This is a genomic window from Streptomyces sp. NPDC048671 (genome assembly GCF_055587045.1).
This window is the reverse complement of sequence record NZ_JBVJHB010000011.1, coordinates 310930-335353: the sequence shown is the minus strand read 5'-3', so window position 1 is coordinate 335353 and position 24424 is coordinate 310930. Positions and strand designations below refer to the sequence as shown.

The window sequence follows — 24424 nt, the reverse complement described above, 5'->3', positions numbered from 1 at the left end:
AGGTCGCGTGTTTCGCGGGGTACGCCGGTGATTACGGTGAAGCCGAACTCCGCGCCGGTGGAGCCGGTTTCGGGTGCGGGTGTGGTGGAGGCGCTTGAGGTGTCGTTCTCGGCGCTGGCGACGGGGACGAGGGTGGTGTCGCGTACGCCGCGTGAGTCGACGGGGCGTCCGGAGCTGACGGAGGCCGCGATCGTGGTCTCGGGTGGGCGTGGGGTCAATGGTGCGGAGAACTTCCATGTGATCGAGGCGCTCGCGGATTCGCTGGGTGCCGCGGTGGGTGCGTCGCGTGCGGCGGTGGACGCGGGCTGGTATCCGCATTCCAGCCAGGTCGGGCAGACGGGTAAGTCGGTTTCGCCGCAGTTGTACATCGCGTCGGGTATCTCGGGTGCGATCCAGCACCGGGCGGGGATGCAGACCTCGAAGACGATCGTCGCGATCAACAAGGACGCCGAGGCGCCGATCTTCGACCTCGTCGACTACGGCGTCGTCGGTGACCTCTTCAACGTCGTGCCCCAGCTCACCGACGAGATCACCACCCGCAGGGGCTGACCCGTCACCCGGCACAGGCACGACCCGCACGATCCAACGGCCCGGGGCCGCACGGTGACCACACCGCGCGGCCCCGCACCCGTTTCCGATCACCATTGACGCAGGTACGGCAGCCTTATAACTTCACTATACGGATTGTTGATTCCGGGAAGCGGAAACAATGAGAGCGTGGAGGGTGCGGAAATGGGTCAGCAGGAGAAGGTGGCGACGAGCCTCGCCGGAGCGGTCAGCGACGGGATCAGCGCCTCCCTCACAGGGGTGGACGCCGAACTCGCCCGCCGCTACCCCGGCGACCCCGGGACCCGCCAGCCCGTCCACACGGTCTACGTACCGGGGGACACCTTCACCGCCGGCACCATCCGCTCCTGGGGCGACCAGGCGCTGACGGCGCTCGACGAGCACGCCCCCGACGCGGCCTCCCTCGCGGCTGTTCTCGGCATCCCGGCCGAGCTCGCCGTGGCCGTCCACGACCGGGTGCGCGCCAAGCTGGAGCGCGAGCCCGTCGAGGACCTGCGGATCGACTTCGAGGATGGCTACGGCCCCCGCTCCGACGCCGAGGAGGACGAGGCCGCGGCCCGTGCGGCCCGGCTGGTCTCCGACGCGTACGGGAACGGCACGGCCGCCCCGTACATGGGCATCCGGATGAAGTGCATGGAAGCAGCCGTCCGGGACCGGGGGATTCGCACCACGGACGTCTTCCTCACCGGCCTGATGCGGGCGGGCGGGCTTCCCGACGGTCTGGTGCTCACCCTGCCGAAGGTGACGTACCCCGAACAGGTCACCGCCTTCGTCCAGCTCCTCGAAGCCTTCGAGGAGGCACACGGTCTGCCCTCGGGGCGGCTCGGCTTCGAGATCCAGATCGAGACCAGCCAGTCCATCCTGGCCGCCGACGGCACCGCCGCCGTCGCCCGGATGATCGACGCCGCGCAGGGCCGCGCGACCGGTCTGCACTACGGCACGTTCGACTACAGCGCCTGTGTCGGCGTCAGCGCCGCCTACCAGGCGAGCGACCACCCGGCCGCCGACCACGCCAAGGCCGTCATGCAGGTGGCCGCCGCGGGCACCGGCGTACGTGTTTCCGACGGCTCGACCAACGTCCTCCCCGTCGGCCCGACCCCGCAGGTCCACGAAGCCTGGCGGCTGCACTACGGCCTCACGCGGCGCGCTCTGGCCCGTGCCTATTACCAGGGCTGGGACATGCACCCGGGCCACCTGCCGACCCGTTACGCGGCCGTCTACACCTTCTACCGCGAGGGCCTGGAACAGGCAGCGGCCCGGCTCGCCGCGTACGTGGCGAAGGCGGGCGGCGACGTGATGGACGAACCCGCCACCGCCAAGGCGCTCAGCGGCTATCTGCTGCGCGGCATCGACTGCGGCGCGCTGGACACCGCGGAGGTGGCCCGGCTGACCGGACTGACCCGCGTGGACCTGGACGCCTTCGCCTCACCGCGCCGCGGCGGGCTGACGGTCACGGCGCCGTAGCAGGTGCCGCACCCGGGCGCGGCGCGGGCCGCGCCCGGGACGACCGGATCACCGGCGCTGTATGGGGCCTCCGATGCGCCGCGCGCGCTGGGTGAGTCTGCTGCGCAGCCGCATGCTCACCAGCACACCGACGAGCAGCACGAGGATCGCCAGGCTGGTGATCCTCCAAAGGATGCTGTTCAGTACGGTGACCACGCCGATGAACGCGAGCCCGAGCAGGAACACCATTTCGCGGAGTTCCTTCTTGAGCTGGTAGGTACGGCTGCAGCGGATTCGCACGGTCGCCAGCCACTGCCCCTCGACGCCGAGCCCGGACCACAGCCGGCGGTCCAGGAACGCCCAGGGCAGATCCGGATAGGTGCCGAGTGCGTCGAGTGAGCTCGGATAGCGGCTGGTCATGTCGCCGCCATGCAGCTCGGTGCGACGGTTCTGTACTTCGTCACTCGTCTGGATGGCCTTCAGTTCGAGGACCGGCACGATCCCGTTCTCGTCGGGGAAGCCCTCCAGCACCACGGCGTCGCCGCTTGTCACACCGATGAGCTGAAGTGTGAGGGCGTCCAGCAGGCAGACTTCGTGTTCCGCGCTGGCGCGATCGCCGTCCTGGATCCTGCAGGTGACGTAGCTCTGCTTGCCGAACAGCACATCCTGCCATCGGTGCTTGGGCTTGGGCAGCGTGGCCGGGCGCACCGTGACCGCTTCGCCCGGCTCGACCCCCACACAGATACGCAGCGAGCGGTCGACCTGTACGGTGTGCCGGTCCTCCCGGTTGATCTCGGGCGCGACCACCACATTGGCCAGTGCACCCAGGCGCTCGTGCCGGGCAGTGGGGACCTGAACGTTCTGAACGATCACATGGCTCGGGTGGCGCAGGGCGGCGGCGAGCCCGGCCGAGATCCTGACGACGCCCGAACCGCGTTGGTCGTAGGTATCGGGGGTGCGGGCGGCGTGGAAGGAGCCTGAGGGCAGCTCATTGGCCGGGTGGATGTCGTCGTACGGAATGTTTGACGGCGCTTCGGGGACAAGCCCCTCCAGCCCGGACAGTGTGGTGCGCTCCTCGTCCCGGAACAGCCGGGTGCCCTTCTCGCAGAGCTGTTCGTCGCCGCGAGCCCGCGAGCTGAACTCCTCCGGGGTGTCGCCGAACCACTCCCGCAGGCGCCGCGACTCCGAGAGCAGGTCGGTGAGCAACTGCCGTTCGCCGGGGTGCGGCCTGGGGGCGCCCGCTCCGTCGTGGATCACGCCGTAGCGGTGCACATACGCGTAGACACCGCCCAGCCACTCGCCGGAGGGCATCTCCACGGGGAAGCCGGCGGCGGGCAGGAACACCCGGTCGTACTCGCCACCGGGTGTGAAGACGCCCTCGCTGCTGTCGACGATCTCCAACTGGGCCGCGTCCAGCCAGGTGACGAACAAGTCGCGGGTTCTGCCCGGCGTGTGGAAAGGAGATGCCGAGACGTAGCCGAGCGGGCTCACATAGGCGGAGACCCCGACCTCGATTCCTGTTGAGCGGACCTTGACCATGGGAACGGTCGAGGAGACGCCCAGCCCGTCCATCTTGTGCCGGAGCTGGGCCGGGCAGGCGTTCGACCCGATCGAGAGCACGGGGAATCGCTCACCGATCAGCGGTTCGTTGGCGCTCATCAGCGCGAAGTCGAGTGGTACAGGGCGACCGGGTTCGGGGTTGCCGCCGAATTCGTTGCCGGGGCTCTCCACCAGCCACTGGGCAAGCCGTCGATTCCGCTTGGGCCGTAACCTCAGATACTGGTTCCGATGCAGCAGGCCCGATTCCACGGGCCAGGCTCCCGGGTAGATGAGCGGGTGTTCGCGTGGCGCTTCATCGAGGCCCAATGCCTCAAGCGTGCGTTCGTTCACCTTGCGTCTGACCTTCCCCCGGAATAGGAGCACGGGCGCGGTGCGACCGACATCCTAGTGAACCGGGCACCGTGTCTCCTAGAAGGCCAGACGGTGCGAAAACACTCAAGTGTTCTCAGGACGGACGCAGTTCGCCCGAACCGCGCGCGATGAGCCTGGTGGGGAGCTCCACCCGCACCGGGGCGTGGTCGGCGCCGTCCAGACGGCGGAAGAGGTGTTCCGCCGCGGTGCGGCCGACGGTCGCGGCGTCCTGGGAGATGACGGTGATACCGAGCAGATCCGCGAGCTCGATGTCGTCGAAACCGACCAGGGCGACCGGCCGCTCGCGGTCGGCCAGGACACGTACCACGGTCACCGTCACCCGGTTGTTGCCCGAGAAGAGGGCGGTGACCGGCTCCGGGCCGGAGAGCATCGTCTCGGCCGCCCGGCGGACCCGGTCGGGCTCCGTGGACCCGAGGGAGACCCAGGAGTCCTGCACGGCTATCCCGGCGTCCGTCATGGCGGTGTGATACCCGCGCAGCCGCTCGGTGGCGGTCTGGATGCGGGGCTGGTCACCGATGAACCCGATCCGGCGGTGGCCGTGCGCGATCAGATGGGCGACGCCCTGGCGGGCGCCGCCGAAGCTGTCCGAGAGGACCATGTCGGCATCGATCCGGCCCGCCGGCCGGTCCACGAAGACGGTCGCGATGCCGGCCTTTATCTCCTGCTCCAGATAGCGGTGGTCGTCACCGGCCGGAATCACGATGAGCCCGTCGACCCGGCGCGCGCACAGCGCGAGCACGAGCTCCTGCTCGCGCTCCGGGTCCTCGGCGCTCGAACCGTTGATGAGCAGGGCGCCGTGCGCGCGGGCGACCTCCTCCACGGCGCGGCTCAGCGGCCCGTAGAAGGGGTCGGCGAGATCCTCCAGGACGAGTCCGATGGAGGCGGTACGGCCCTTGCGCAGCACGCGCGCACTGTCGTTGCGGCGGAAGCCCAGCGCGTCGATGGCCTCCTGGACCCGGCGCTCGGTGTCGGGCGTGACGCCCGGCTCGCTGTTGACCACGCGGGAGACCGTCTTGAGCCCCACTCCGGCACGCGCGGCCACATCCTTCATGGTCGGCCGGTTACCGTAACGGGGCTCGGGGTGACGGGTGGTCTCGGCCACGGTGCGCTGTCCTGTCGTCGGGTGCGGAGCTGTCCGGCGGGGCCGCGGAGAGTACCGCGGAAGGGGCCGGAGGCTGTGGCGTCGAGCATAGGCCCTGGACAACGTTGTCAGCTGAATGGAGACTATGCAGACTATTTACTGAAGCCGCAGGTCCCACCCCCTCACCATCCGGAGCCCACACCGATGCATACCGACCTCGTAGCCGCGCTGGACATCGGCGGCACCAAGATCGCCGGCGCGTTGGTGGACGGCAGCGGCAGGCTCCTCGTACGCGCGCAGCGGCCGACGCCCGCCCGGGAGAGCGGGCAGAGGGTGATGGAGGCGGTCGGCGATGTGCTGGCCGAGCTGACCGTCTCGCCGCTGTGGGCGCGGGCATCGGTCGTCGGGATCGGCAGCGCGGGCCCGGTGGATGCCTCCGCCGGGACCGTCAGTCCGGTCAACGTTCCCGGCTGGCGGGACTTCCCGCTGGTGGAGCGGGTGAGCAGGGCGGCCGGCGGGCTTCCGGTCGAGCTGGTCGGCGACGGGGTCGCGATGACCGCGGCCGAGCACTGGCTGGGCGCGGCACGTGGTTACGACAACGCGCTGTGCATGGTCGTGTCGACCGGCGTCGGCGGCGGGCTCGTCCTCGGCGGCACGCTCCGTCCCGGCCCGAGCGGCAACGCGGGCCACATCGGGCACATCAGTGTCGACCTGGACGGCGATCCCTGCCCGTGCGGTTCGCGCGGCTGCGTCGAGCGCATCGCCAGCGGGCCCAACATCGCCCGCAGGGCGCTGGAGGGCGGCTGGCGGCCCGGCCCGGACGGTGACGCCTCGGCCGCGGCGGTCGCCGCCGCGGCGAGGGCGGGGGACGCGGTCGCCGCCGCCTCCTTCGAGCGGGCCGCGCAGGCGCTGGCCGCGGGCATCGCCGCGACGGCCACGCTCGTCGAGATCGACATCGCGGTGATCGGCGGGGGAGTGGCCGGTGCGGGCGACGTCCTGTTCGCCCCGCTGCGCAGCGCACTGCGCCGCTACGCCACGCTCTCGTTCGTCCAGCAGCTGACGGTGGCGCCCGCGGTCATGGGCAACGACGCGGGGCTGGTGGGTGCGGCGGCAGCGGCATTCGCGGTCCGGGCGGGCGCGGACGGAGTGGTCCCGGTCTGACGGCCTGTCGCGCGACAGCGAGCGGATCAGGCGGATCGGGCGGTTCAGGTCGTAAGGGCTGTCCGACGGATTATGAGTCCGCTGCTGTTCATGCGAGGGGCAGGCCCGAGGCGCCGGGCCCGCCCTTCGCGCGCAGGGGGTTCTCGGTCAGCAGGTGATGCGCAGGTCCCCCCAGTCCGCGTGGTCGGAGTCGTCGCCGTCTCCTCCGTCGGTGACGACCAGGCGGACGACCTGGGCGCCGCTCACATCCGCCGAGACGGGCTGCGCCGGCATCGCGTTGGTCAGCACCCCGGTCGAGGCCGCCTTTGTGCCGTCGGCCCAGATCTCGAAGGCCACACTTCCCTTGTCGCCCTTCTCGTCGTCCACACCGACCCGGGCCGTCACGGTGTCGCAGGCGCCGCCCGCGTAGTACTCGACGGTGCTGTCCGCGTGCACGCCCAGCCCCTTCGCGTAGACCTCGCCGCCGATGGTGAGCGGATTCCCGTCGCCCGCCGCGCTCTCACCGTTGCTGGTGTCCTTCTCGACCGGCCCGTAGCCGTTGGACGCGGAGAGCTGTGGCAGATCGCTCAGATAGCCGCCGCCGGCCGGTGGCGCCACCACGACATGGGCCTGGAAGGGCACCGAGGACCGCACACTCTTCCCGCCGGGCGAGCGGTACTGAGCGGTGAGCGTCAGGTCGTACGTGCCGGTCGCCGTGCCGGCCGGGGCCGTCACCCGCCAGCGCGTGGTCAGCGTCCGTCCGGTGGGCAGCGCGGCGGCAGTCGTCGCCGAGCCGGCCCTGACCTGCCAGCCCGACGGTCCGGTGAGGGCCGCCGAGACCTTCAGAGCAGGCGTACGGCCCAGATCGGTGATCGTCGTCGTCAGCGGTGCGGTGCGTCCGGCCTCGACCAACGGGCTCCCGTTCAGGCTGAGTTCAGCGGCCGGTGGATGCGAGGCCCACCCGCTGTCGGCGGCGACACGAAGCAGCACGGTCCCGTGCGCCGGAACGGTCGCCGAGATGTCGCCCGCGGTGTTGTAGTCCGTGTGTTCCCACAGATCACGCATCGTGTACGCGGCTGCCCGAGGCAACCCCGTCGCCGCGGCCGTCGTCGAGATCCGCTGCGCGTTCCCGGTCTCGTTGAACAGCGCCACCGCCCGGCTGCCGTCCTCCAGCTCCTTGGACACGACCCAGCGCCCCTCGTCGGAGGAGAGCACGGTTCCCTGCTTGCCCAGCGGGTCCTGGTCGACCGCGATGACCTCGTGGTTGGAGAGGATGTCGAACGTCTCGGGTGTCGCCTTGCGCAGATCGGAGCCGATGAGGAGCGGGGCGGCCATCACCGACCACATGGAGAAGTGGGTGCGGTACTCCGTGTCCGTCATCCCGCCGTTCCCGACCTCCAGCATGTCGGGGTCGTTCCAGTGTCCCGGTCCGGCGGCCGCGGCGAGCGGCAGATTCTGCTTCATGATCGACAGCATGCTGCTCCAGCTGTCGTTGATGTCGCCCGTGGTGCGCCAGAGATTGCCGAGTTCCGCGGCCCATTCCCAGGGCTTGTTCTCGCCCCATTCACAAATGCTGTAGACGATGGGGCGGCCGGTGGCGGCAAGCGCGTCCCGCATCGTCGTATAGCGCTCTTTCGCGTCGACGCCCTGGTTGTTGCAGTTGTCGTACTTGAGGTAGTCGACGCCCCAGTCGGCGAACTGCTGCGCATCGCTGTACTCGTGGCCGAGTGCGCCGGGAAGTCCGACACTGTCGCAGGTCTTGGTGCCCGCGCTGGTGTAGATGCCGAGCTTGAGACCCTTCGAGTGGACGTAGTCCGCGACGGCCTTGATGCCGTTCGGGAACCGCGCCGGATCGGCCTCCAGCTTGCCTGCCGCGTCGCGTTGCGGCTTGGCCCAGCAGTCGTCCAGATTGACGAACTGATAGCCGGCGTCCTTGAGGCCCTTCTCGACGAAGAGATCCGCGATGCCCTTGACCATCGACTCGTTGAACTCGGCCCGGCAGTGGGTCGAGTTCCAGTTGTTGAACCCCATGGGGGGTGTGAGAGCGAGATCGCTGCCGGCCCGCGCGCCGGCGGTGGACGCCGGGGCGGGGGCGGGTCCGGGGGAGTCCGCGGCGGCGGGGAAGGCGATCCCCGCCGCGCACAGGAGTCCTGCGGTCAGCGCTCCGATGACTCTGTGGGGGCCTGAGCGGGTTGTGCGGACTGGAAGATGACGCATTGATACGTTCCTCCGGAATCGTGCCGACTCACGTGACGGCATGTGCACGCCAAGACGTGCGATTACGGTAGAGCGTGTTGAAGTCTGTTGGAAGGGGGCAGGGGCGCCTCCGATCGAGTCACACGGGCCCGCCGACCGAGGAAGTTGTCAGTGGTCGGTGCGATCCTGCTGCTATGGACGAGATCATGCGGCGACGGGTGTACGGCGCCGATCACGACGACCCCGACCCCGGGCCCCGGCCGGGGCGTGTCTACCGGGAGCTGGTCGGCGGCCCGCTCGACGGGCTGCTGCTGGACGTGACCGGCTGGACGGAGGTCGCCCTCGCGGACGGCTCCGCCCTGATCACCGAGATCGGCTCCTACGGGGCCGGCGGCAGGGCCGAGTACGGACCGAGGGCGAATGAGCCGTACAAGTGGGACTGGCGGGGCGACACCCCCTGAGCGCCAGGGCGTGTTCCGCGCGTTCCCGGAAGCCCTGCCGCACCGGCCCGCTGTACCCGCTGTGCCGTCAGCGGCCCCGGTCCGAGTACTGCTGCGGCACGACCACCAGGAACGCGTCCTGTTCCAGATCCATCACGACCTCCGCCGCGACACCCTCGCCGCGGCGGGCCGCCGCGAACTCCTCCGCCGGCCAACTGCCCCGCGGGCCTCCTGCGGGGAACTGCTCAAGCACGGTGCGAAGCACGGTTCACCCCCTGTCGTTCTTTCCGCTGTCGGCTCCAACGACGTCCGGCCGTCTCCGTTACGGCTCCGTGGGCGCCGCTCCCTGTCCCTCGGGATGCCGGTGAGGGCCGTCCGCGGTTGCGTTCGTGCAACGGCATCGCCTCGAACGGGTTTTCGCGGCAGGGTGTTGCGGGCAAGCCACAGGGGGCTACGGAAGAGGGGGAAACGTGATCGTCTGGATCAACGGTGCGTTCAGCGCGGGGAAGACCAGCGCCGCGCGCGAACTGATCGATCTGATCCCGAACAGCACCTTCTACGACCCGGAACTGACCGGCGCGGCGCTGCGGTATCTGCTGCCCCAGAAGAAGCTCGCCGAGGTGACCGACTTCCAGGACCTGCCGATCTGGCGGCGCATGGTGGTGGACACCGCGGCGGCCCTGCTCGCCGAGGTCGGTGGGGTACTGGTGGTGCCGATGACGCTGCTGCGACAGGAGTACCGCGACGAGATCTTCGGAGGGCTCGCCGCCCGGCGCGTTCCGGTGCGCCATGTGCTGCTCTCACCGGAGGAAACGATCCTGCGGAAACGGATCGCCGACCGAGTGGAGGACGACGACGATCCCGAACGCAGCGAACAGGTCCGGCAGTGGGCGTACGAGCACATCGGGCCCTACCGGTCGGCGCTCGACTGGATCACCGGGGACGCCCACACCATCGACAACAGCGCGCTCACCCCGCGGGAGACCGCCGAACTGATAGCCGAGGCCCTGCACACGGGGGCGGCGCCGGCCTGCGAGATCGTGCAGGATCCCGACCCGACCGCCGAGACCGTCGCGGCCGGGGTGCTGCTCTTCGACGAGGACGGCCGGGTCCTGCTCGTCGACCCCACCTACAAACCCGGCTGGGAGTTCCCCGGTGGCATCGTGGAGTCCGGCGAGGCCCCTGCGCAGGCCGGGATCAGGGAGGTCGCCGAGGAGATAGGGATACAGCTCGCCCGGGTGCCGAAACTGCTCGTCATCGACTGGGAGGCGCCCGAGCCGCCCGGATACGGCGGGCTGCGGCTGCTCTTCGACGGAGGCCTGCTGCCGGGCCGGGACGCCGAGCGGCTGACGCTGCCCGGCTCCGAACTGCGCGGCTGGCGGTTCGTCACCGAGGCGGAGGCGGCCACCATGCTGCCGCCCACCCGGTACGAACGGCTGCGCTGGGCGCTGCGGGCCCGCGAACAGTCAGCCGTGTTCAACCTGGAGGCCGGAGTCCCGGTCGGCTGAGGTGCGCAGTACCGCTGCGGTGCCGACGGTGACGGGATCGCCGTGTCCGAAGCAGGCCGTGGCCGGTTCCAGTGCCGCCAGCCGCTGGAACGAGGCCATGGCCTGCTCGCGGTCGATGTTGAAGACGCCCAGCATGACCTGCCCCACGCCGGCCACGCAGTCCCCGGTGAACAGCACCCCGTGCGCGGGGAGATGGACACCGATGGAACCCGGGGTGTGGCCGGGGGAGTGGATCACCCGGGCACCGCCGCCGAAGTCGATCATCGAGCCGTCGGAGAGCTCGCGGTCGACCCGGGTCGCAGGGGCCACCGGAACGGTCAGCCCGTGCTCGTACAACGGAACCTCCCAGTCGAGCAGCACGGGATCGCCGATCTCCTCCTCGCCCCGGATCACCGGGGCGTCGAGCCGGTGTGCCAGGATCTCGGCGCCGTGGCGGTCGGCGAGCTCCTGGGCGGCGCCGTAGTGGTCGCGATGGCCGTGTGTGATGACGATGCGGGAGATGCGGGCGGGGTCCAGACCGAGGCCGCGCACCGCGTTCTCGATGGCGGGCGCGGCGCTGATGTCGCCCGCGTCGATCAGGGTCAGCTCCGCCCCGTCGCGCCAGAGGTACGCCTGACCGATCGGGAAACGGAACATGTGCAGTTGGGGAAGTACTTCGACGAGATCCATGCGGCGAACGTACGCAGCGGCGGACGTCCGCCGCACGGATCTACGCTCTGGGCGTGCTTCGCTCAACGCGTAGCGGCGGCGGGCCGGGAGGCGTTGGGCGGCCGGCCCGGCCCGACGGGACGCGGGTGGGCCGCTCAGGCCTTCTTGGAGGCGGCGTAGTTCTGCAGGAACAGCGCCTCGGCCACCGACATCCGCTCCAGCTCCTCGGGCGACACGCTCTCGTTCACCGCGTGGATCTGCGCCTCGGGCTCACTCAGCCCTATCAGCAGGATCTCCGCCTCCGGGTACAGCGAGGCGAGCGCGTCGCAGAGCGGGATCGAGCCGCCCATGCCGCAGGACTGCATCTCCTGTCCGGGGTACGCGGCCCGCATGGCATCCGCCATCGCCGCGTACGCCGGGCTGGAGACGTCGGCGCGGAACGGCTGCCCCTGGCCCACCTGCTCGACCGAGACCCGGGCGCCCCACGGCGCGCGCGACCGCAGATGCGCGGTGAGCAGCTTCGTCGCCTCGTCGGCATCGACGCCCGGCGGCACCCGAAGGCTGATCTGTGCCCGCGCGCTCGCCTGCACCGAGGGGGTCGCGCCGACGACCGGCGGGCAGTCGATGCCGATCACCGTGACGGCCGGCCGGGCCCAGATCCGGTCCGCGACCGTACCCGTGCTGATGAGTTCCACCCCGTCGAGGACCTTCGCGTCCTTGCGGAACTCGGCCTCGGGGTACTGGAGGCCGTCCCACTCCGCCCCGGTGGTGAGGCCGTCGACGGTCGTCGTACCGTCCTCGGCGCGCAGCGACGCGAGCAACTGGATCATCGCGGCCAGCGCGTCGGGCGCCGCGCCGCCGAACTGCCCGGAGTGCAGGTTCCCTTCGAGGGTGTCGAGCCGCACCCGCAGCATCGTCATCCCGCGCAGGGTCGAGGTGACCGTGGGCAGACCGACCCGGAAGTTGCCGGTGTCGCCGATCACGACGGTGTCGGCGGCGAGCAGCTCCGGATGCGCCTGCGCGTACTGCTCCAGGCCTCCGGTGCCCTGCTCCTCCGAGCCCTCGGCGATCACCTTCACGGAGACCGGCACCCCGCCGTTCGCCTTGAGGGCGCGCAGCGCGAGGAGGTGCATGACGAAGCCGCCCTTGCAGTCGGCCGAGCCCCGGCCGAACCAGCGGCCGTCACGTTCCGTCAGCTCGAAGGGCGGGGACAGCCAGGCGGACTCGTCGAGCGGCGGCTGCACGTCGTAGTGCGCGTAGAGCAGCACGGTGGGCGCCCCGGCGGGACCGGGCAGGAAGCCGTAGACGGACCGGCTGCCGTCCGGGGTGTCGAGCAGGGCGACGTCCTGGAAGTCCTCGGCGCGCAGCGCCCCGGCGACCCAGTCGGCGGCGGCGTCGCACTCGCTCCTCGGGTACACCGCGGGATCCGCCACCGACTGGAAGGCCACCAGCTCGGCGAGCTCCGCCTTGGCACGGGGCATCAGTGAGGCGATGGTCTCGGAAATCGGATGGGCGGTCATGGGCACGCTCCTAGCAGGTGCGACGTTATGTGTACGAATCCGTGTACTTGAACGCCGCGAATGCGGCGTTGTGGTTACGACGGAGGCACGGCCGATCCTCCCACAGCAGGGGTTGGGCGGAACGCGCCGTAGGATGCCGTGAGCAGCTTGGGCCACTGGTCGGATCGGGAGCAGAAGCACATCGTGAGCAGCGAGAACGCAGACGCCGGACATGAGCACGAAGAGTCGTCCGTGTGGGATGTCGTCGTAGTCGGCGCCGGACCGGCGGGAGCCTCCGCGGCATACGCGGCGGCGGTCGCCGGCCGTCGGGTGCTGCTGCTGGAGAAGTCGGAACTGCCCCGTTACAAAACATGTGGCGGCGGCATCATCGGGTATTCGCGTGATTCGCTGCCGCCCGGATTCGAACTGCCGTTGCGGGACCGGATTCACGCGGTCACGTTCTCGCTGAACGGCAGGCTCGCGCGGACCCGCCGCTCCAAGCGCATGCTCTTCGGGCTGATCAACCGCCCCGAGTTCGACGCGGGTCTGGTCGAGGAGGCGCAGAAGGCCGGAGCCGAACTGCGCACCGGCGCGACGGTGTCCCGGGTGGAGCAGCACGGCGCCGCGGTGCCCGACCGGCGCACGGTCGCGGTCGTGCTGTCCGGCGGCGAGACCGTCCTGGCCCGTGCGGTGGTCGGCGCGGACGGCAGTGCCGGGCGGATAGGAGCCCACGTCGGGGTGAAGCTCGACCAGGTGGACCTGGGCCTGGAGGCGGAGATCCCCGTTCCGCAGACGGTCGCGGAGGACTGGGCCGGGCGGGTGCTGATCGACTGGGGCCCCATGCCGGGGAGTTACGGCTGGGTCTTCCCCAAGGGCGACACGCTGACGGTCGGTGTGATCTCGGCGCGCGGCGACGGCGGCGGCACCAAGAGGTACCTGGAGGACTTCGTCGCACGGCTCGGTCTGGCCGGCTTCGAACCGAAGATCTCCTCCGGCCATCTGACGCGCTGCCGCAGCGACGACTCGCCGCTGTCGCGCGGCCGGGTGCTCGTGTGCGGTGACGCGGCCGGTCTGCTGGAGCCGTGGACCCGCGAGGGCATCTCGTTCGCGCTGCGTTCGGGGCGGCTCGCCGGGGAGTGGGCGGTCCGGGTCGCGGAGTCGCACGACGCCGTGGACGCCCGCCGTCAGGCGCTCAACTACGCCTTCGCCATCAAGGCCGGGCTGGGCGTCGAGATGAGCGTGGGGCGGCGCATGCTGAAGCTCTTCGAGCGCCGCCCGGGGATGCTGCACGCGGTGCTGACCGGATTCCGCCCGGCGTGGAACGCGTTCGCGGGGATCACCCGGGGCACGACCTCGCTGGCCGAGCTGGTCCGTTCGCATCCGCTGGCGCAGCGGGCCATGTCCACGATGGACCGTAAGTAACCACCGCCGCTCCTCGGGGGGAACGGCGTACGTCCGGCCGGATCCGGCAGTCGCGGGGTCCGGCCGAGGCGGTGCGGGGGAGGGGCCCGTCGGGGCCGGCCGTTCAGTCCTCGACGGTGATCCGGAAGACGGGGTGGTCGGGGCAGGCCGCGAGGAGCTCGGCATCCGTGGACTTTGCCGTGATGCCCTTGAAGTACTGGTTGACCTCCCAGCCCCAGCGCTTCAGGTAAGCGCGGACGACGACCGCCTTGTACGCGTCGTCCGCGATCTCCACGGCGGTGAAGACGCGGTTGCCGCGGCCCTTGCGCAGTTCGCCGCCGCCCGCGGCCCGCATGTTGCGCACCCACTGCGAGTGGCCACGGGCCGAGACCAGGTACTGCGCGCCCTCGTAGGTGTGAGGGTTGACGGGGATGCGCTGCATCTGGCCGCTCTTGCGTCCGCGGACCGACATCTCCTGCGTGCCGAGCAGGCTGACGCCGTGCCGGGCGAGGCGGCCGACGAAGCCGTTCAGGCGGACGGTGAGCGGGCTTCCCTGAAGGTAGTAAGCCTGCGACATGATGACTCCCACTGCTTGGGCTGCTCGGGCTGCTTGGGAGAGCGGTGCTCTCGCTTGAGATCAGTGTGCACGAGAGCGGTGTCAAAAATCAAGAGCACTGCTCTCGTTATTGGTCGCCGCTCTGGTCGCGTGGCAGACTGAGATCCATGAGCGCTATCCGAGGAGCCAGGGAACGGGCCCGTATCGAGGTCACCGCCGCTATCAAGGACGAGGCGCGCAGGCAGCTCGCGGCCGAGGGAGCGGCGAAACTCTCGCTGCGCGCGGTGGCGCGCGAGCTCGGCATGGTCTCCTCCGCCCTCTACCGCTATTTCCCCAGCCGCGACGAACTGCTCACGGCCCTGATCGTCGATGCGTACGACTCCGTGGGCGAGGCCGCCGAGAGCGCGGGACGGACCGGAGCTCCGGGCCCCTCGGAGCCCGCCGCCCATCTGGCACGCTGGGTCGCGGTCGCCTGTGCCGTACGCGGGTGGGCGCTGGCGCACCCCCATGAGTACGCCCTGATCTACGGTTCGCCGGTGCCCGGCTACACGGCGCCGCAGGCCACCGTCGGCCCCGCGTCGCGCGTCGGCCGCGTCCTCATCGCCGTTGTCGAGGACGCCCACCGCGAGGCGGGGCTCGCGCTGCCGCCGCTCGCCGGGGAGCTGCGTCCCGAGGCCGAGAGGCTCGCCGCGGACCTGGCCCCCGGTCTGCCCCCCGCGGTCGCCGTATCGATCGTCGCCGCCTGGTCGCAGCTGTTCGGGCTGGTGTCGTTCGAGGTGTTCGGCCAGTTCAACCGGGTCGTGGAGGCCAGGGACGTCTTCTTCCGCCATGCCGTCGAGGAGCTGGCCCGCACGGTCGGCCTGCTCGGCACCGCCGGCCGCGGCGGCACCAGCACGGCGGAGCGGGCGCGGCGCCGATAACGCGCCGCGCCCCGGGCACGCCTGACCCCGGGCACGCCTGACCCCGGGCGTCCACGGGACCGGCCGGGATCAGGCCCTCCCCGTTCGCCGTACTCCACAGGGAGTACGGGTGATCACCACGCCCGGCGGACGCCCGCGCGGTGGTCCGCGGTCTAGCGTGGCCGGCATGGAAGAGCAGCGCTCACAGGCAAGCGGCGGCCCCCCTGGTGAACAGGGCGGACCGCCGCGGCGACGGCCCTGGGCGCACGGGGAACCGGATGGCGCGACGACGGACTACCGCGGCCCCGGCGGGCCCTGGAGCCACGGTGAGCCGCCGCGCTGGCTGACCGGGGTGCGGGGTCGGTCCGCCGCCCGCCTGCCCTGGCTGTCGACCCTGCTGCTCGGCGTCGTCGTCATGGTCGGATCGAGTATCGCGGCCCACGGCCAGCTCGGCGAGAAGGCCCCGCTGGACCTCTTCGCCCGGCTTCTGCTCCTCGTGTCCGTTGCCGTGCTCCTGCTGCGCCACCGCCACCCCGTCGCGGCCGTCTTCGTGAGTTCGGCCGCGGCGATGGTCTATCTCGGTGCCGGTTATCCGTATGGACCGGTCTTCCTGGCCGTCGCCGTGGGCTGCTTCAGTGCCGTCGTCGCCGGACACCGAAGGGCCGCGTGGTCGGCGGTCGGCATGGTGTGGCTGGGGCATCTCCTGGTCGCCCACTGGCTCTACCGCTGGCTGCCGCCCTCCGGCGACTCGGCCCCGCCCTGGGGGCAGGAAGTCGGGGTCGCCGCCTGGGTGGTGGCCATCGTCGCCGCCGCGGAGTTCGTCCGCGTACGCCGCGAACAGTGGGCCGCCCAGCGGATGGAACGGGCGACCGCGGAGAAACGGAGGGCCGACGAGGAGCGCCTGCGGATGGCCCGGGAGCTCCACGACGTCCTCGCGCACAGCATCTCCGTCATCAACGTCCAGGCAGGGGTCGGCCTCGCCCTGCTCGACTCCGACCCCGAACAGGCCCGCACGGCGCTCACGACCATCAAGGCCGCCAGCAAGGAGGCGCTCGGCGAGGTCAGACAGGTCCTCGACACGCTGCGCACCCCCGGGGACGCGCCCAGGACGCCGGCGCCCGGACTCGACCGGCTGCCCGAACTGGTGGAGCAGGCCGCGAGCGCCGGGCTGGCCGTCACCGTCACGACGGACGGCGCACGCGGCGCCGTGCCGCCCGGTGCGGACCTGGCCGCGTTCCGGATCGTGCAGGAGGCGCTGACCAATGTGGTGCGGCACTCCGGTTCGCGTACCGCGGAGGTCCGGATCGGTTACGGGCCGGGCCGCATCCGGCTCCGTGTCGACGACCGGGGACCGGCCACCGGCACGGACGCCGGGGGCAGCGGCAACGGGCTGGCGGGCATGCGGGAGCGGGCAGCGGCGCTGGGTGGCACGATCGAGGCGGGGACCCGCCCCGACGGCGGCTTCCGGGTACGCGCCGAACTCCCCCTGCCGGCCGGCGGGACCGACGGGGCACCGCACCAGAAGGAGACACCGTGATTCGCGTACTGCTCGCCGATGACCAGCTGCTGGTCCGGGCGGGATTCCGGGCGCTCCTGGACGCCCAGCCGGACATCGAGGTGGCCGGCGAGGCCGCCGACGGCAGGGAGGCCGTCCGCCTGGTGCGCGAACTGCGGCCGGACACCGTGCTGATGGACATCCGGATGCCGCGTCTCGACGGCCTCGCCGCGACCCGCGCGATCACCGAGGACCCCGCGCTGAACGAGGTGAAGGTGGTCATGCTCACCACCTTCGAACTCGACGAGTACGTCTTCGAGGCGATCCGTTCCGGAGCCTCCGGCTTTCTGGTGAAGGACACCGAGCCGGAAGAGCTGCTGCGGGCCGTCCGGGCGGTGGTCGCCGGTGACGCGCTGCTGTCCCCGGGTGTCACCCGTCGCCTGATCGCCGAGTTCGCGGCCCGCTCCAAGGAACCCGCGGCCGCGACGGGCCTGAGCGAACTGACGGAACGGGAACGGGAAGTGATGGCCCTGGTCGGCATGGGGCTCTCCAACGAGGAGATCGCCCGCCGGCTCGTCGTCAGCCCGCTCACGGCCAAGACCCATGTGAGCCGCACCATGGTGAAGCTCGGCGCCCGCGACCGGGCCCAACTGGTCGTGCTCGCCTACGAGTCGGGGCTCGTACGCCCCGGCTGGCTGGGCTGAACCGGCGCCGGCGGACCACCCGCCGGCCCGATCTCGACGGCGGTGTCCCGGCGGCCGAACCGCCACAGCACGTCGATGACACGCCCCATGAGGACGAGCCCGGCCACGCCGGCCGCGATCATCAACAACGCGGACCGGGGGCCGCCGTGCGGTGCGAGGAACACGGTGGGGACGCAGACCACGATGAACGCTCCGGCGGCCATCAGGGCTCCGGTCAGCACGGCGAAGCCGATCTCGACGGTCATGGCGTCCCGGTCGGCCTGGCTTCGCTGTCCCATGTCCGAAGTGTCACAGGAGCGGTGACAGCGGACAACCCCACCCCGATCGGAGGCGGAGCGCATCCCGTCCGTGCGCCGCCGGGATATCCCGCCCCCGAACCCAAAGCGGCGCCCCCTTCCTCGGCGCCCCGGTCCCGCGCACGGCCCGCGGCGGCTCCGCCGAGAGCTGTACGGTCCAGACCGTGCCGGTGTCCGTGGCCCGCACCCGCAGCGTGCGGGGCGCCTCGGTACGCAGCCGGCTCTTCCACCCGGTGGATCGTGGTCTCGTGCGCCTGCCGCGCGGCTTCCGGCCTTCGGCGGCCAGGGTGTTGACGTGCTCCGCGATCTCCATGGCAGGGATCGGGCCAGTGGTCACGCGGGGTGGGCGGAACGCGTCCGCCCGGCGCCGCCGCGCAGCAGGCGTACGAACCAGCCGAGGACGAACGACTGCACCAGCACGGACACAGCCAGGGCCAGGTACAGGTACCAGTCGGGCCCGACCGCCTCCGCGCCCCACATCGAGCTGCCGAGGAGGAAGACGAACACGGTGGGCGCCGCCAGGAAGAAGAGCCAGACCCCGGAGAACGAGGCGTCCTCGTGGGTGACGAACAGGATGTCCACGGTGACGAACACGGCGGTGGCCGCCACCACTCCCAGATAGATCAGTGAGGCGACGTTGCCGAAGGTCAGGCGTGCGACTGAGCGAAGGTGGTGCTTGGATATGACCGGCTTGTTCATCGTTGCTCCCCGTTGGTGGCTGACTTCTCCATGGTGCGTCGGGGGAACCGTTTCTGCCTGAGTACCGCTACTCACCTGCTCATGTGAGCACTTGCTCAGGTGTGCGCCACGTTGCGGGCGCCGTACCCCAGCGCCGCCGCGGCTGCCGCCAGCAGGGCCACCGTGGTGAGCGCCGCCGGCAGCGAGAACCAGTCGGTCAGGAAGCCGATCGCGGGCGGTCCGAGCAGCATTCCGCCGTATCCGAGCGTGGACGCCGCGGCCACTCCGCCGGGACCCGCCAGCTCGCCGGCCCTGCTGACCGCGACCGGGAAGATGTTGGCCAGGCCGAGCCCGGTGACGGCGAATCCGAGGAGCGCGAGCCAGGTGGTCGGGGCGAGCGAACCGAGCAGCATGCCCGCCGCGGCGGTGCCGCCGCCCGCGACCAGGGTCCGGGTCTGGCCGAGCCGTTCGAGGAGCGCCGTGCCGCTGAGCCTGCCCGCCGTCATAGCCATGGCGAACAGCGAGTAGCCAGCTGCCGCGATACCGGGGTGGGCGTGCAGATCCTGTTCCAGGTGAAGCGCGCCCCAGTCGGCAAGGGCGCCCTCGCCGTACGCCGTGCAGAGCGCGATCATGCCGAAGAGCAGCACCACGCGGCGGGCCCGTCCGTCCAGGCGCTTGGGCCGCTCCGCGCTCGCGGCCGCCTCCGCCGCGGGCTTGGCGACCGTGTGCCGCAGCAGAACCGGGCCCGCGACGGCCGTCACCAGCAGTCCGAATCCGGTCAGGAGGAGAAGATGCGTCGCGGGCGAGAGGCCGCCGGCCACCAGCCCGCCGAGCCCGGCACCGACCATGCCGCCGAGACTGAACGCGGCGTGGAAACTGGGCATCACGGGGCGCCGCAGGGCGGTGACCAGATCCACCGCGGCGCTGTTCATCGCCACGTTCATCCCGCCGTACGCGGCGCCGAACACCAGCAGCACCAGGCCGAGCGAGAGTGCCGAATGGGTCTGCGCGGGCAGCGCGATACTGAGCGGGAGCAGTACTCCGCACACCACGGTCACCGCGTGGCTGCCGAAGCGGTGGCAGAGCCTGCCGGTGAGCATCATGGTGATCACGGCGCCGGCGGATACGCCGAGGAGTGCGAGGCCGAGGGTGGCGGCCGAGGCGCCGGTCTGGTGCTTGATGGCCGGGATACGGACCACCCAGCCGGCGAAGAGGAACCCGTCGAGGGCGAAGAACACGGTCAGTGCGGTGCGCGGACGGGAGGACGAGGGTGGGGCGGGGTTGCCGCCCGGTCCCCCCGGCAGGGCCGTCCGCAGTTTGTTTAGTTGCGGCACAAAGTCAGCATAGAGGCCCGCCGACAACGGGCGCAAGACGGTTGACGGCCGCGGCCGCACAGGGGGAGGAACCCGGCCACCACGGCGTCCGCAACACCTCCGGATCATGGGAGACTCGCCCCCATGAACGGCAAGGTGACCACCACCCGGACGAAGTTGGAGAGGGGCCGCAGTGCGCTCGGGCCCGCGCTGGAACTGGTCCATACCGGACGAGCGCCCACCCGTGCGGTCCTCACCTCCGAGCTCGGTGTCACCCGTGCCACGGCGGGCGCGGTCGCCGCGGAGCTGGAGGCGCTCGGCCTGATCAGGGTGGACTCCAGCCCCGGTTCGGCCGCGGGCTCGCAGGGGCGTCCCTCGCACCGGCTGGCGGTGCGGGAGTCCGGGCCGGTGGCCGTCGCGGCCCAGGTCCACGCGGACGGCTTCCGGGCCGCGCTGGTCGGGCTCGGCGGCCGGCTCGTCGCGACCGCCCCGGGGTGCGTCACCGTCACGGCGGACCCGGCGCAGGTCATCGGTGAAGTCGTGGACGACTGCGCCCGGTTGCTGCGGGACAGCGGGCTGAGGTGCGTGGGGGCGGGGCTCGCCGTGCCGTCCGCGGTCGCCGAGCCGGAGGGCACCGCGCTCAACCCGCTCCACATCGCCTGGCCCGCGGGCGCCCCGGTCCGCGAGATCTTCGCCACATGCGTCCGCGAAGCGGGCATCGCGGGACCGGCGTTCACCGGAAACGACGTCAACCTCGCCGCGCTCGCCGAGCACCGGCACGGGGCCGGGCGCGGTGCGCAGCATCTGCTCTGCGTGGCCACCGGACACCGCGGTGTCGGCGGGGCGCTCGTCCTGGACGGCCGCCTGCACAGCGGGAGTTCGGGGCTGGCCCTGGAGGTCGGCCATCTCACGGTGAACCCGGAGGGCCGGCCCTGCCACTGCGGCGGCCGCGGCTGCCTCGACGTCGAGACCGACCCGCTCGCCTTCCTCACGGCGGCCGGGCGCGCACCCGGCCCCGAGGAGTCGCTCCTCAAGCAGTCCGGGGACCTGCTGCGCAACGAGTACGACGACGTGGCGGTGCGCGTCGCCGCGGAGGAGCTGATCGACCGGCTGGGCCTCGGTCTGGCCGGGCTGGTCAACATCCTCAACCCGGACCGGATCATCCTCGGCGGACTGCACCGCGCGCTGCTCGACGCCGACCCGGAACGGCTGCGGGCCGTGGTCGCCGACCGCAGCCTGTGGGGGCGCAGCGGCAGTGTGCCGATCCTGCCCTGCACCCTTGACCACAACAGCCTGGTCGGTGCGGCGGAGCTGGCCTGGCAGCCGGTGCTGGACGACCCCCTGGGCGCGCTCGCCTGAGGGGCGGTCGGACGGCTGCGCGTTCGGCGGGACCGCGATCCCGCCGAACGCGCCCGTTCACCCGAGAACCTTCTCCAGCCGCCGAGGCGGGCTGTCGAACGCGAGGGTGGCGGGGACGTCCCCGAGAACGGTGCGGACCGTGGCTACCACTGGCGCCCCTTCCTGAGGTCTCCGCGCCCCGGTTGGCTGAGGTGGAGCACTTCGAAGCGCTCTCCGGGCTCCTCCGGCGCGAGACGGTCCCAGAGCGTGAAGTGGATCAGCTCCCAGTGGCGGGGGTCGACGGCGAGCGCCGTGGCGACCGCGCCCGGAGCCTTCGCGAGCCGGCTGCTCTCCTCCAGCGCGGCTCCGACCGCGTCCGCCGGAGCGGCCGACGCCGGTACGGGTACGCGGCGGCGGGTGGCCGTGCGGGGGAGCGCCTTCGACGAGGGGCCCTCCTCGTACGACAGCCCGGCCCAGTGGTGGACCTCGGGCCGCCCGAAGTCCCGCACGATGCCCTGGAATCCGGGGCCCCAGAGGAAGGAGTTCATGCCCTGGGGTGTCGACCACAGATAGAACGGCGCGTACTGGTTGACCGGCGAGTTCTCGCCGCGCTCCCGGATCAGGTAGGCCTTGATGCCGAGTCCGGGGAAGTCGTCCAGGAGGGGGCCCTTGGCCGCCACCCGGTCGCGGATGACGCCCATGTCGTAGTCGACGGGAAGGGTGATCTCGTACTGCATGGCGTGCATCGTCCGCTCCTCGGGTCGTCGGGTTACGGTGTCGCCCGTCCGGTTCGTCTCCGTGCGGCAGGGGTCAGGCGGCATCCGTACGGGGCCCGAGCAGCGCGAGCAGTCCGCGGACGGCCGCGTCGAAGGCATCCGCCGAACCCGAGGCGCGGGCCAGTACGTAGCCGCCCTGCACCGTCGCGACGATCGTCGCCGCGATGTCGTCCGGCACCGGAGGGCGGGTGAACTCGCCGTGCTCCAGGCCCTCCTGGACGATCGAGGCCAGCCTGCCGCGCAGCCACGCGATCGTCTCGTCGACGGGGGCCCGCAGTTCGTCGCTCGCGATGACCTCCGGGTCCATCGTCAGCCGCCCCACCGGGCAGCCCCGCAGCACGTCGCGCTCACGCAGCAGATAGCGCGAGATCCGCTCGTACGCCGAGCAGGGGGAGTCGAAGATGAGGCCGGCCGCCTCGCGCATCTCGGCGGCCGTGCGCCGGATGGCGGCGAGAGCCAGATCGGGCTTGCCGCTGAAGTGGTGGTACATGCTGCCCTGGCCGGCGCCCGCGTGCTGCTGGATGGCCTTGGGGCTCGTACCCACATAGCCGCGCTCCCACAGGAGCTCCTGGGTGGCTTCGATCAGACGGTCCGGAGTGCTCATGAACCCACTGTACATACCAGTAGGTACAGAGACCAGGGGCGATGAACGGCGGGCGGGAGCAGCCACGGACCCGCCGTCTACTCCCGAGGGGGTACGCACACTGCCGCTGGCCGTACGACGACGCGGACCCCTCCCCGGAGACAGGCTCGGAAGCGACAGAAGAACGTGAGCGAGCACCCTGAACCGAGGAGCTGACCGAGATGAACACCCTGGCCCTCCATGGCGGACCCGGACCGTGGATCTTCCTTTTCCCGCTCGTCTGGGCAGCCGTCGTCATCACCGTCGTCACGGTCCTGCGCCGCACGGTCTGGCGCGGCCGGCGCGGCCCCTGGCAGGGCCGGCCGATGCGGGGCGGCCCGGCCGAACACTCACCGATCGCCATGCTCGGCCGCCGCTTCGCCGCCGGGGAGATCGACGAGGACGAGTACTGGCGCCGTCTCTCCGTCCTCGACGAGCAGTTCGGCACCCGTGGCAAGGGCGGTCCGGCATGACCGCGGGTGCGGCGTACATCGGCGACACCGGACTCGGCGCCCTCGACGATCGAAGCGACCGGCAAGCTCGCAGCCGGTGAGCACCGGCACCACTCAGCGGGAACCGGTGGACGCGAACACGCCCTACGGCCTGGATCGTCCGGGCCGGACACGGCGGGAGCGGGACGCCTCAAGTGGCGCCCCGCTCCTGCCGTGTCAGCCGACCGACACCGACCGTGCCACCGAGGGCTGCACACCCTCCGGCGACATGATGCCGCTCAGGTCGAACGGTCCGTCGGTCGTCGCCCCGTACACCGAATGCGGTGGCTGGACGGCGAACAGGGAAGGGGCCGGAAGAGTGAACCAGACGATCTTTCCGGCTCCGCCCCGGGGGCGGACACCCCAGCTCTCGCTGACCGCGGCAATCAGTGCGAGTCCGCGCCCCGATGTACTGGAGTCGTCGGCATCGCGCACGGTCGGCAGCCGTGGGTCGTGGTCATGGACGGACACCGTCAGCCGTTCGAGGAGCAACTCGATCTCAACGGTGCATGATTTGTCCGGCTGTGCATGCCGGTGGACATTGGTCAGCAGTTCCGTGACGCCCAGCGCTGCCTGGTCGATCAAGGGATCGAGATGCCAGTAGCGCAACTGCGCCGAGATGATTCTGCGGACCTGACCGATCCGCGACGGCAGGGCCTGGAGCTCCACCGTGCAGTGCCTGCTTGGCTCGCTGATCACGGCTGCGACTCCCCGAAATAGGTCCGGAAGAAGACGGAGAAACGGATCCAGCAGAATGGCTGATGCTGATCCCGGGCCGGCGGCCTGAATCACAGTGTCACCGCCGGTGAACCATGAGTGACGTGACTCCAATGTCGCTCAGGGGATACGGCTCCGCAACTCGCGGTGCCCCGGCGGCGCCGCTCCGTCAGCCGCGCCCGCCCGCGCCGCGCAGCGCGTCGAGGAACCGGCGCGCGGGGCCGGCCTCGTCGGGCTTCCCCGGGCGACGCGGCATCGTCAGCCGGTACCGCGTCCCGTTGACCCGCGCCACCGTCGCGTCCCCGCCCGCGAACCACGCTCTGCCCGTGCTCACGGTCCCCACCGGTGCGCTGTCGATCTCCCGGCCGTAGCTGGTCAGCAGTGCCAGCCGGCCGTCCTTGACGGTCACCTGCCCGGCCCGTGAGAGCGAGCGCGCCCACCGGTCGATCCGTACGCCCGTCTCACTGAAATCCGTTTCGGACATGGCCCCTTCGCCCCCTTCATCACGCCCCCGAGAGAAAGTGTGCACAACCCGGCCCGGGTGCACCAGAGCGGGTCGGGGCGCAATGACGTATTTGCGCCGCGCACGGTTCAGACAGTGCACCGCCCGCAACACCAAGGCAGGGCTATGGAGTATCAAAGTCAATGTTTGTGCAGGTAGGGGGCATATCGTGGGGCGCGCCG

25 protein-coding genes are annotated in these 24424 nt (G+C 71.2%); 11 read left to right on the top strand and 14 right to left on the bottom strand.

All coding sequences use genetic code 11. The features are described from left to right. Both ACZ6S6_RS24260 and ACZ6S6_RS24255 read left to right on the top strand, forming a co-directional pair. Positions 1-549: electron transfer flavoprotein subunit alpha/FixB family protein (locus tag ACZ6S6_RS24260; RefSeq protein WP_469706901.1), on the top strand; the 549-nt coding region annotated here is incomplete at its 5' end. Positions 550-732: 183 nt separating this feature from the next. Continuing rightward, positions 733-2031, top strand: coding sequence for a DUF6986 family protein (locus tag ACZ6S6_RS24255; RefSeq protein WP_469706900.1), 1299 nt, complete (start codon positions 733-735; stop codon positions 2029-2031). 48 nt (positions 2032-2079) lie between these two features. On the opposite strand, the gene ACZ6S6_RS24250 is transcribed toward ACZ6S6_RS24255, so the two are convergent. Together ACZ6S6_RS24250 and ACZ6S6_RS24245 are read right to left on the bottom strand one after the other, a co-directional pair. Beyond that, the gene (locus ACZ6S6_RS24250) at positions 2080-3900 is read right to left on the bottom strand and encodes a hypothetical protein (RefSeq protein ID WP_469706899.1); all 1821 of its coding nucleotides are present in this window, start codon (positions 3898-3900) and stop codon (positions 2080-2082) included. Positions 3901-4015: 115 nt separating this feature from the next. After that, positions 4016-5044, bottom strand: coding sequence for a LacI family DNA-binding transcriptional regulator (locus tag ACZ6S6_RS24245; protein WP_362964487.1), 1029 nt, complete (start codon positions 5042-5044; stop codon positions 4016-4018). Between the two features lie 183 nt (positions 5045-5227). Here ACZ6S6_RS24245 and ACZ6S6_RS24240 point away from each other — a divergent pair, with 183 nt between their 5' ends. Continuing rightward, complete coding sequence (locus ACZ6S6_RS24240) at positions 5228-6184, top strand: ROK family protein (RefSeq protein ID WP_362964485.1); 957 nt, start codon at positions 5228-5230, stop codon at positions 6182-6184. A 147-nt stretch (positions 6185-6331) separates the two neighbouring features. Here ACZ6S6_RS24240 and ACZ6S6_RS24235 read toward each other — a convergent pair whose 3' ends face one another. Continuing rightward, positions 6332-8380 carry an NPCBM/NEW2 domain-containing protein gene (locus ACZ6S6_RS24235; protein ID WP_469706898.1) on the bottom strand — a complete coding sequence of 683 codons (2049 nt, stop codon included), beginning with the start codon at positions 8378-8380 and terminating at the stop codon, positions 6332-6334. A gap of 173 nt (positions 8381-8553) precedes the next feature. On the opposite strand from ACZ6S6_RS24235, the gene ACZ6S6_RS24230 reads away from it, so the two are divergent. Continuing rightward, the gene (locus tag ACZ6S6_RS24230; protein WP_362964480.1) at positions 8554-8820 is read left to right on the top strand and encodes a hypothetical protein; all 267 of its coding nucleotides are present in this window, start codon (positions 8554-8556) and stop codon (positions 8818-8820) included. Positions 8821-8887: 67 nt separating this feature from the next. On the opposite strand, the gene ACZ6S6_RS24225 is transcribed toward ACZ6S6_RS24230, so the two are convergent. Then, positions 8888-9064, bottom strand: coding sequence for a hypothetical protein (locus ACZ6S6_RS24225; RefSeq protein WP_362964478.1), 177 nt, complete (start codon positions 9062-9064; stop codon positions 8888-8890). A gap of 205 nt (positions 9065-9269) precedes the next feature. Here ACZ6S6_RS24225 and ACZ6S6_RS24220 point away from each other — a divergent pair, with 205 nt between their 5' ends. Then, positions 9270-10307, top strand: coding sequence for an NUDIX hydrolase (locus ACZ6S6_RS24220; protein WP_469706897.1), 1038 nt, complete (start codon positions 9270-9272; stop codon positions 10305-10307). On the opposite strand, the gene ACZ6S6_RS24215 is transcribed toward ACZ6S6_RS24220, so the two are convergent. Together ACZ6S6_RS24215 and ACZ6S6_RS24210 are read right to left on the bottom strand one after the other, a co-directional pair. Continuing rightward, on the bottom strand, positions 10266-10976 hold the full coding sequence (locus ACZ6S6_RS24215) for an MBL fold metallo-hydrolase (protein WP_469706896.1): 711 nt from the start codon (positions 10974-10976) through the stop codon (positions 10266-10268). The genes ACZ6S6_RS24220 and ACZ6S6_RS24215 overlap by 42 nt on opposite strands. 134 nt (positions 10977-11110) lie before the next feature. Then, the gene (locus ACZ6S6_RS24210) at positions 11111-12475 is read right to left on the bottom strand and encodes a M20/M25/M40 family metallo-hydrolase (RefSeq protein WP_469706895.1); all 1365 of its coding nucleotides are present in this window, start codon (positions 12473-12475) and stop codon (positions 11111-11113) included. Positions 12476-12658: 183 nt separating this feature from the next. Here ACZ6S6_RS24210 and ACZ6S6_RS24205 point away from each other — a divergent pair, with 183 nt between their 5' ends. Continuing rightward, positions 12659-13876, top strand: a complete 1218-nt coding sequence (locus ACZ6S6_RS24205; RefSeq protein ID WP_362964470.1) for a geranylgeranyl reductase family protein — start codon at positions 12659-12661, stop codon at positions 13874-13876. A gap of 103 nt (positions 13877-13979) precedes the next feature. Here ACZ6S6_RS24205 and ACZ6S6_RS24200 read toward each other — a convergent pair whose 3' ends face one another. After that, positions 13980-14432 carry a nitroreductase/quinone reductase family protein gene (locus ACZ6S6_RS24200; RefSeq protein WP_362964468.1) on the bottom strand — a complete coding sequence of 151 codons (453 nt, stop codon included), beginning with the start codon at positions 14430-14432 and terminating at the stop codon, positions 13980-13982. A 146-nt stretch (positions 14433-14578) separates the two neighbouring features. Here ACZ6S6_RS24200 and ACZ6S6_RS24195 point away from each other — a divergent pair, with 146 nt between their 5' ends. The 3 genes from ACZ6S6_RS24195 to ACZ6S6_RS24185 all read left to right on the top strand — a co-directional run bounded on the left by ACZ6S6_RS24195 (position 14579) and on the right by ACZ6S6_RS24185 (position 17509). After that, on the top strand, positions 14579-15331 hold the full coding sequence (locus tag ACZ6S6_RS24195; protein ID WP_469706894.1) for a TetR/AcrR family transcriptional regulator: 753 nt from the start codon (positions 14579-14581) through the stop codon (positions 15329-15331). 166 nt (positions 15332-15497) lie between these two features. Continuing rightward, positions 15498-16847 carry a sensor histidine kinase gene (locus tag ACZ6S6_RS24190; protein ID WP_469706893.1) on the top strand — a complete coding sequence of 450 codons (1350 nt, stop codon included), beginning with the start codon at positions 15498-15500 and terminating at the stop codon, positions 16845-16847. Further along, positions 16844-17509: a response regulator gene (locus ACZ6S6_RS24185; protein WP_469706892.1), complete on the top strand. Its 666-nt coding sequence runs from the start codon at positions 16844-16846 to the stop codon at positions 17507-17509. Before ACZ6S6_RS24190 ends, ACZ6S6_RS24185 begins: the two co-directional genes overlap by 4 nt. Here the strand turns inward: ACZ6S6_RS24185 and ACZ6S6_RS24180 are convergent. From ACZ6S6_RS24180 to ACZ6S6_RS24170, 3 genes are all read right to left on the bottom strand, one after another. Next, entirely contained in the window at positions 17470-17787 is a 318-nt protein-coding gene (locus tag ACZ6S6_RS24180; protein WP_362964460.1) for a DUF6332 family protein, read from the bottom strand. The genes ACZ6S6_RS24185 and ACZ6S6_RS24180 overlap by 40 nt on opposite strands. A gap of 351 nt (positions 17788-18138) precedes the next feature. Then, positions 18139-18504 (bottom strand): SCO4225 family membrane protein, encoded by a 366-nt coding sequence (locus tag ACZ6S6_RS24175; protein ID WP_469706891.1) that lies wholly within the window; start codon positions 18502-18504, stop codon positions 18139-18141. A 95-nt stretch (positions 18505-18599) separates the two neighbouring features. Beyond that, complete coding sequence (locus tag ACZ6S6_RS24170) at positions 18600-19721, bottom strand: MFS transporter (protein ID WP_362964496.1); 1122 nt, start codon at positions 19719-19721, stop codon at positions 18600-18602. Between the two features lie 219 nt (positions 19722-19940). Between ACZ6S6_RS24170 and ACZ6S6_RS24165 the strand changes: the two genes are divergently transcribed. Then, the gene (locus ACZ6S6_RS24165) at positions 19941-21155 is read left to right on the top strand and encodes an ROK family protein (RefSeq protein WP_362964456.1); all 1215 of its coding nucleotides are present in this window, start codon (positions 19941-19943) and stop codon (positions 21153-21155) included. A gap of 143 nt (positions 21156-21298) precedes the next feature. Here the strand turns inward: ACZ6S6_RS24165 and ACZ6S6_RS24160 are convergent, their stop codons facing one another. Together ACZ6S6_RS24160 and ACZ6S6_RS24155 are read right to left on the bottom strand one after the other, a co-directional pair. After that, on the bottom strand, positions 21299-21880 hold the full coding sequence (locus ACZ6S6_RS24160) for a DUF4865 family protein (RefSeq protein ID WP_469706890.1): 582 nt from the start codon (positions 21878-21880) through the stop codon (positions 21299-21301). Positions 21881-21944: 64 nt separating this feature from the next. Beyond that, complete coding sequence (locus tag ACZ6S6_RS24155; protein WP_469706889.1) at positions 21945-22514, bottom strand: TetR/AcrR family transcriptional regulator; 570 nt, start codon at positions 22512-22514, stop codon at positions 21945-21947. A 200-nt stretch (positions 22515-22714) separates the two neighbouring features. Here ACZ6S6_RS24155 and ACZ6S6_RS24150 point away from each other — a divergent pair, with 200 nt between their 5' ends. After that, a complete protein-coding gene (locus ACZ6S6_RS24150; RefSeq protein ID WP_469706888.1) occupies positions 22715-23005 on the top strand; it encodes an SHOCT domain-containing protein in 291 nt (96 codons plus the stop codon). Positions 23006-23200: 195 nt separating this feature from the next. Here the strand turns inward: ACZ6S6_RS24150 and ACZ6S6_RS24145 are convergent, their stop codons facing one another. Beyond that, entirely contained in the window at positions 23201-23722 is a 522-nt protein-coding gene (locus tag ACZ6S6_RS24145; protein WP_469706887.1) for an ATP-binding protein, read from the bottom strand. Between the two features lie 187 nt (positions 23723-23909). Continuing rightward, positions 23910-24224, bottom strand: coding sequence for a hypothetical protein (locus ACZ6S6_RS24140; RefSeq protein WP_362964446.1), 315 nt, complete (start codon positions 24222-24224; stop codon positions 23910-23912). Positions 24225-24424: the final 200 nt, after the last annotated feature.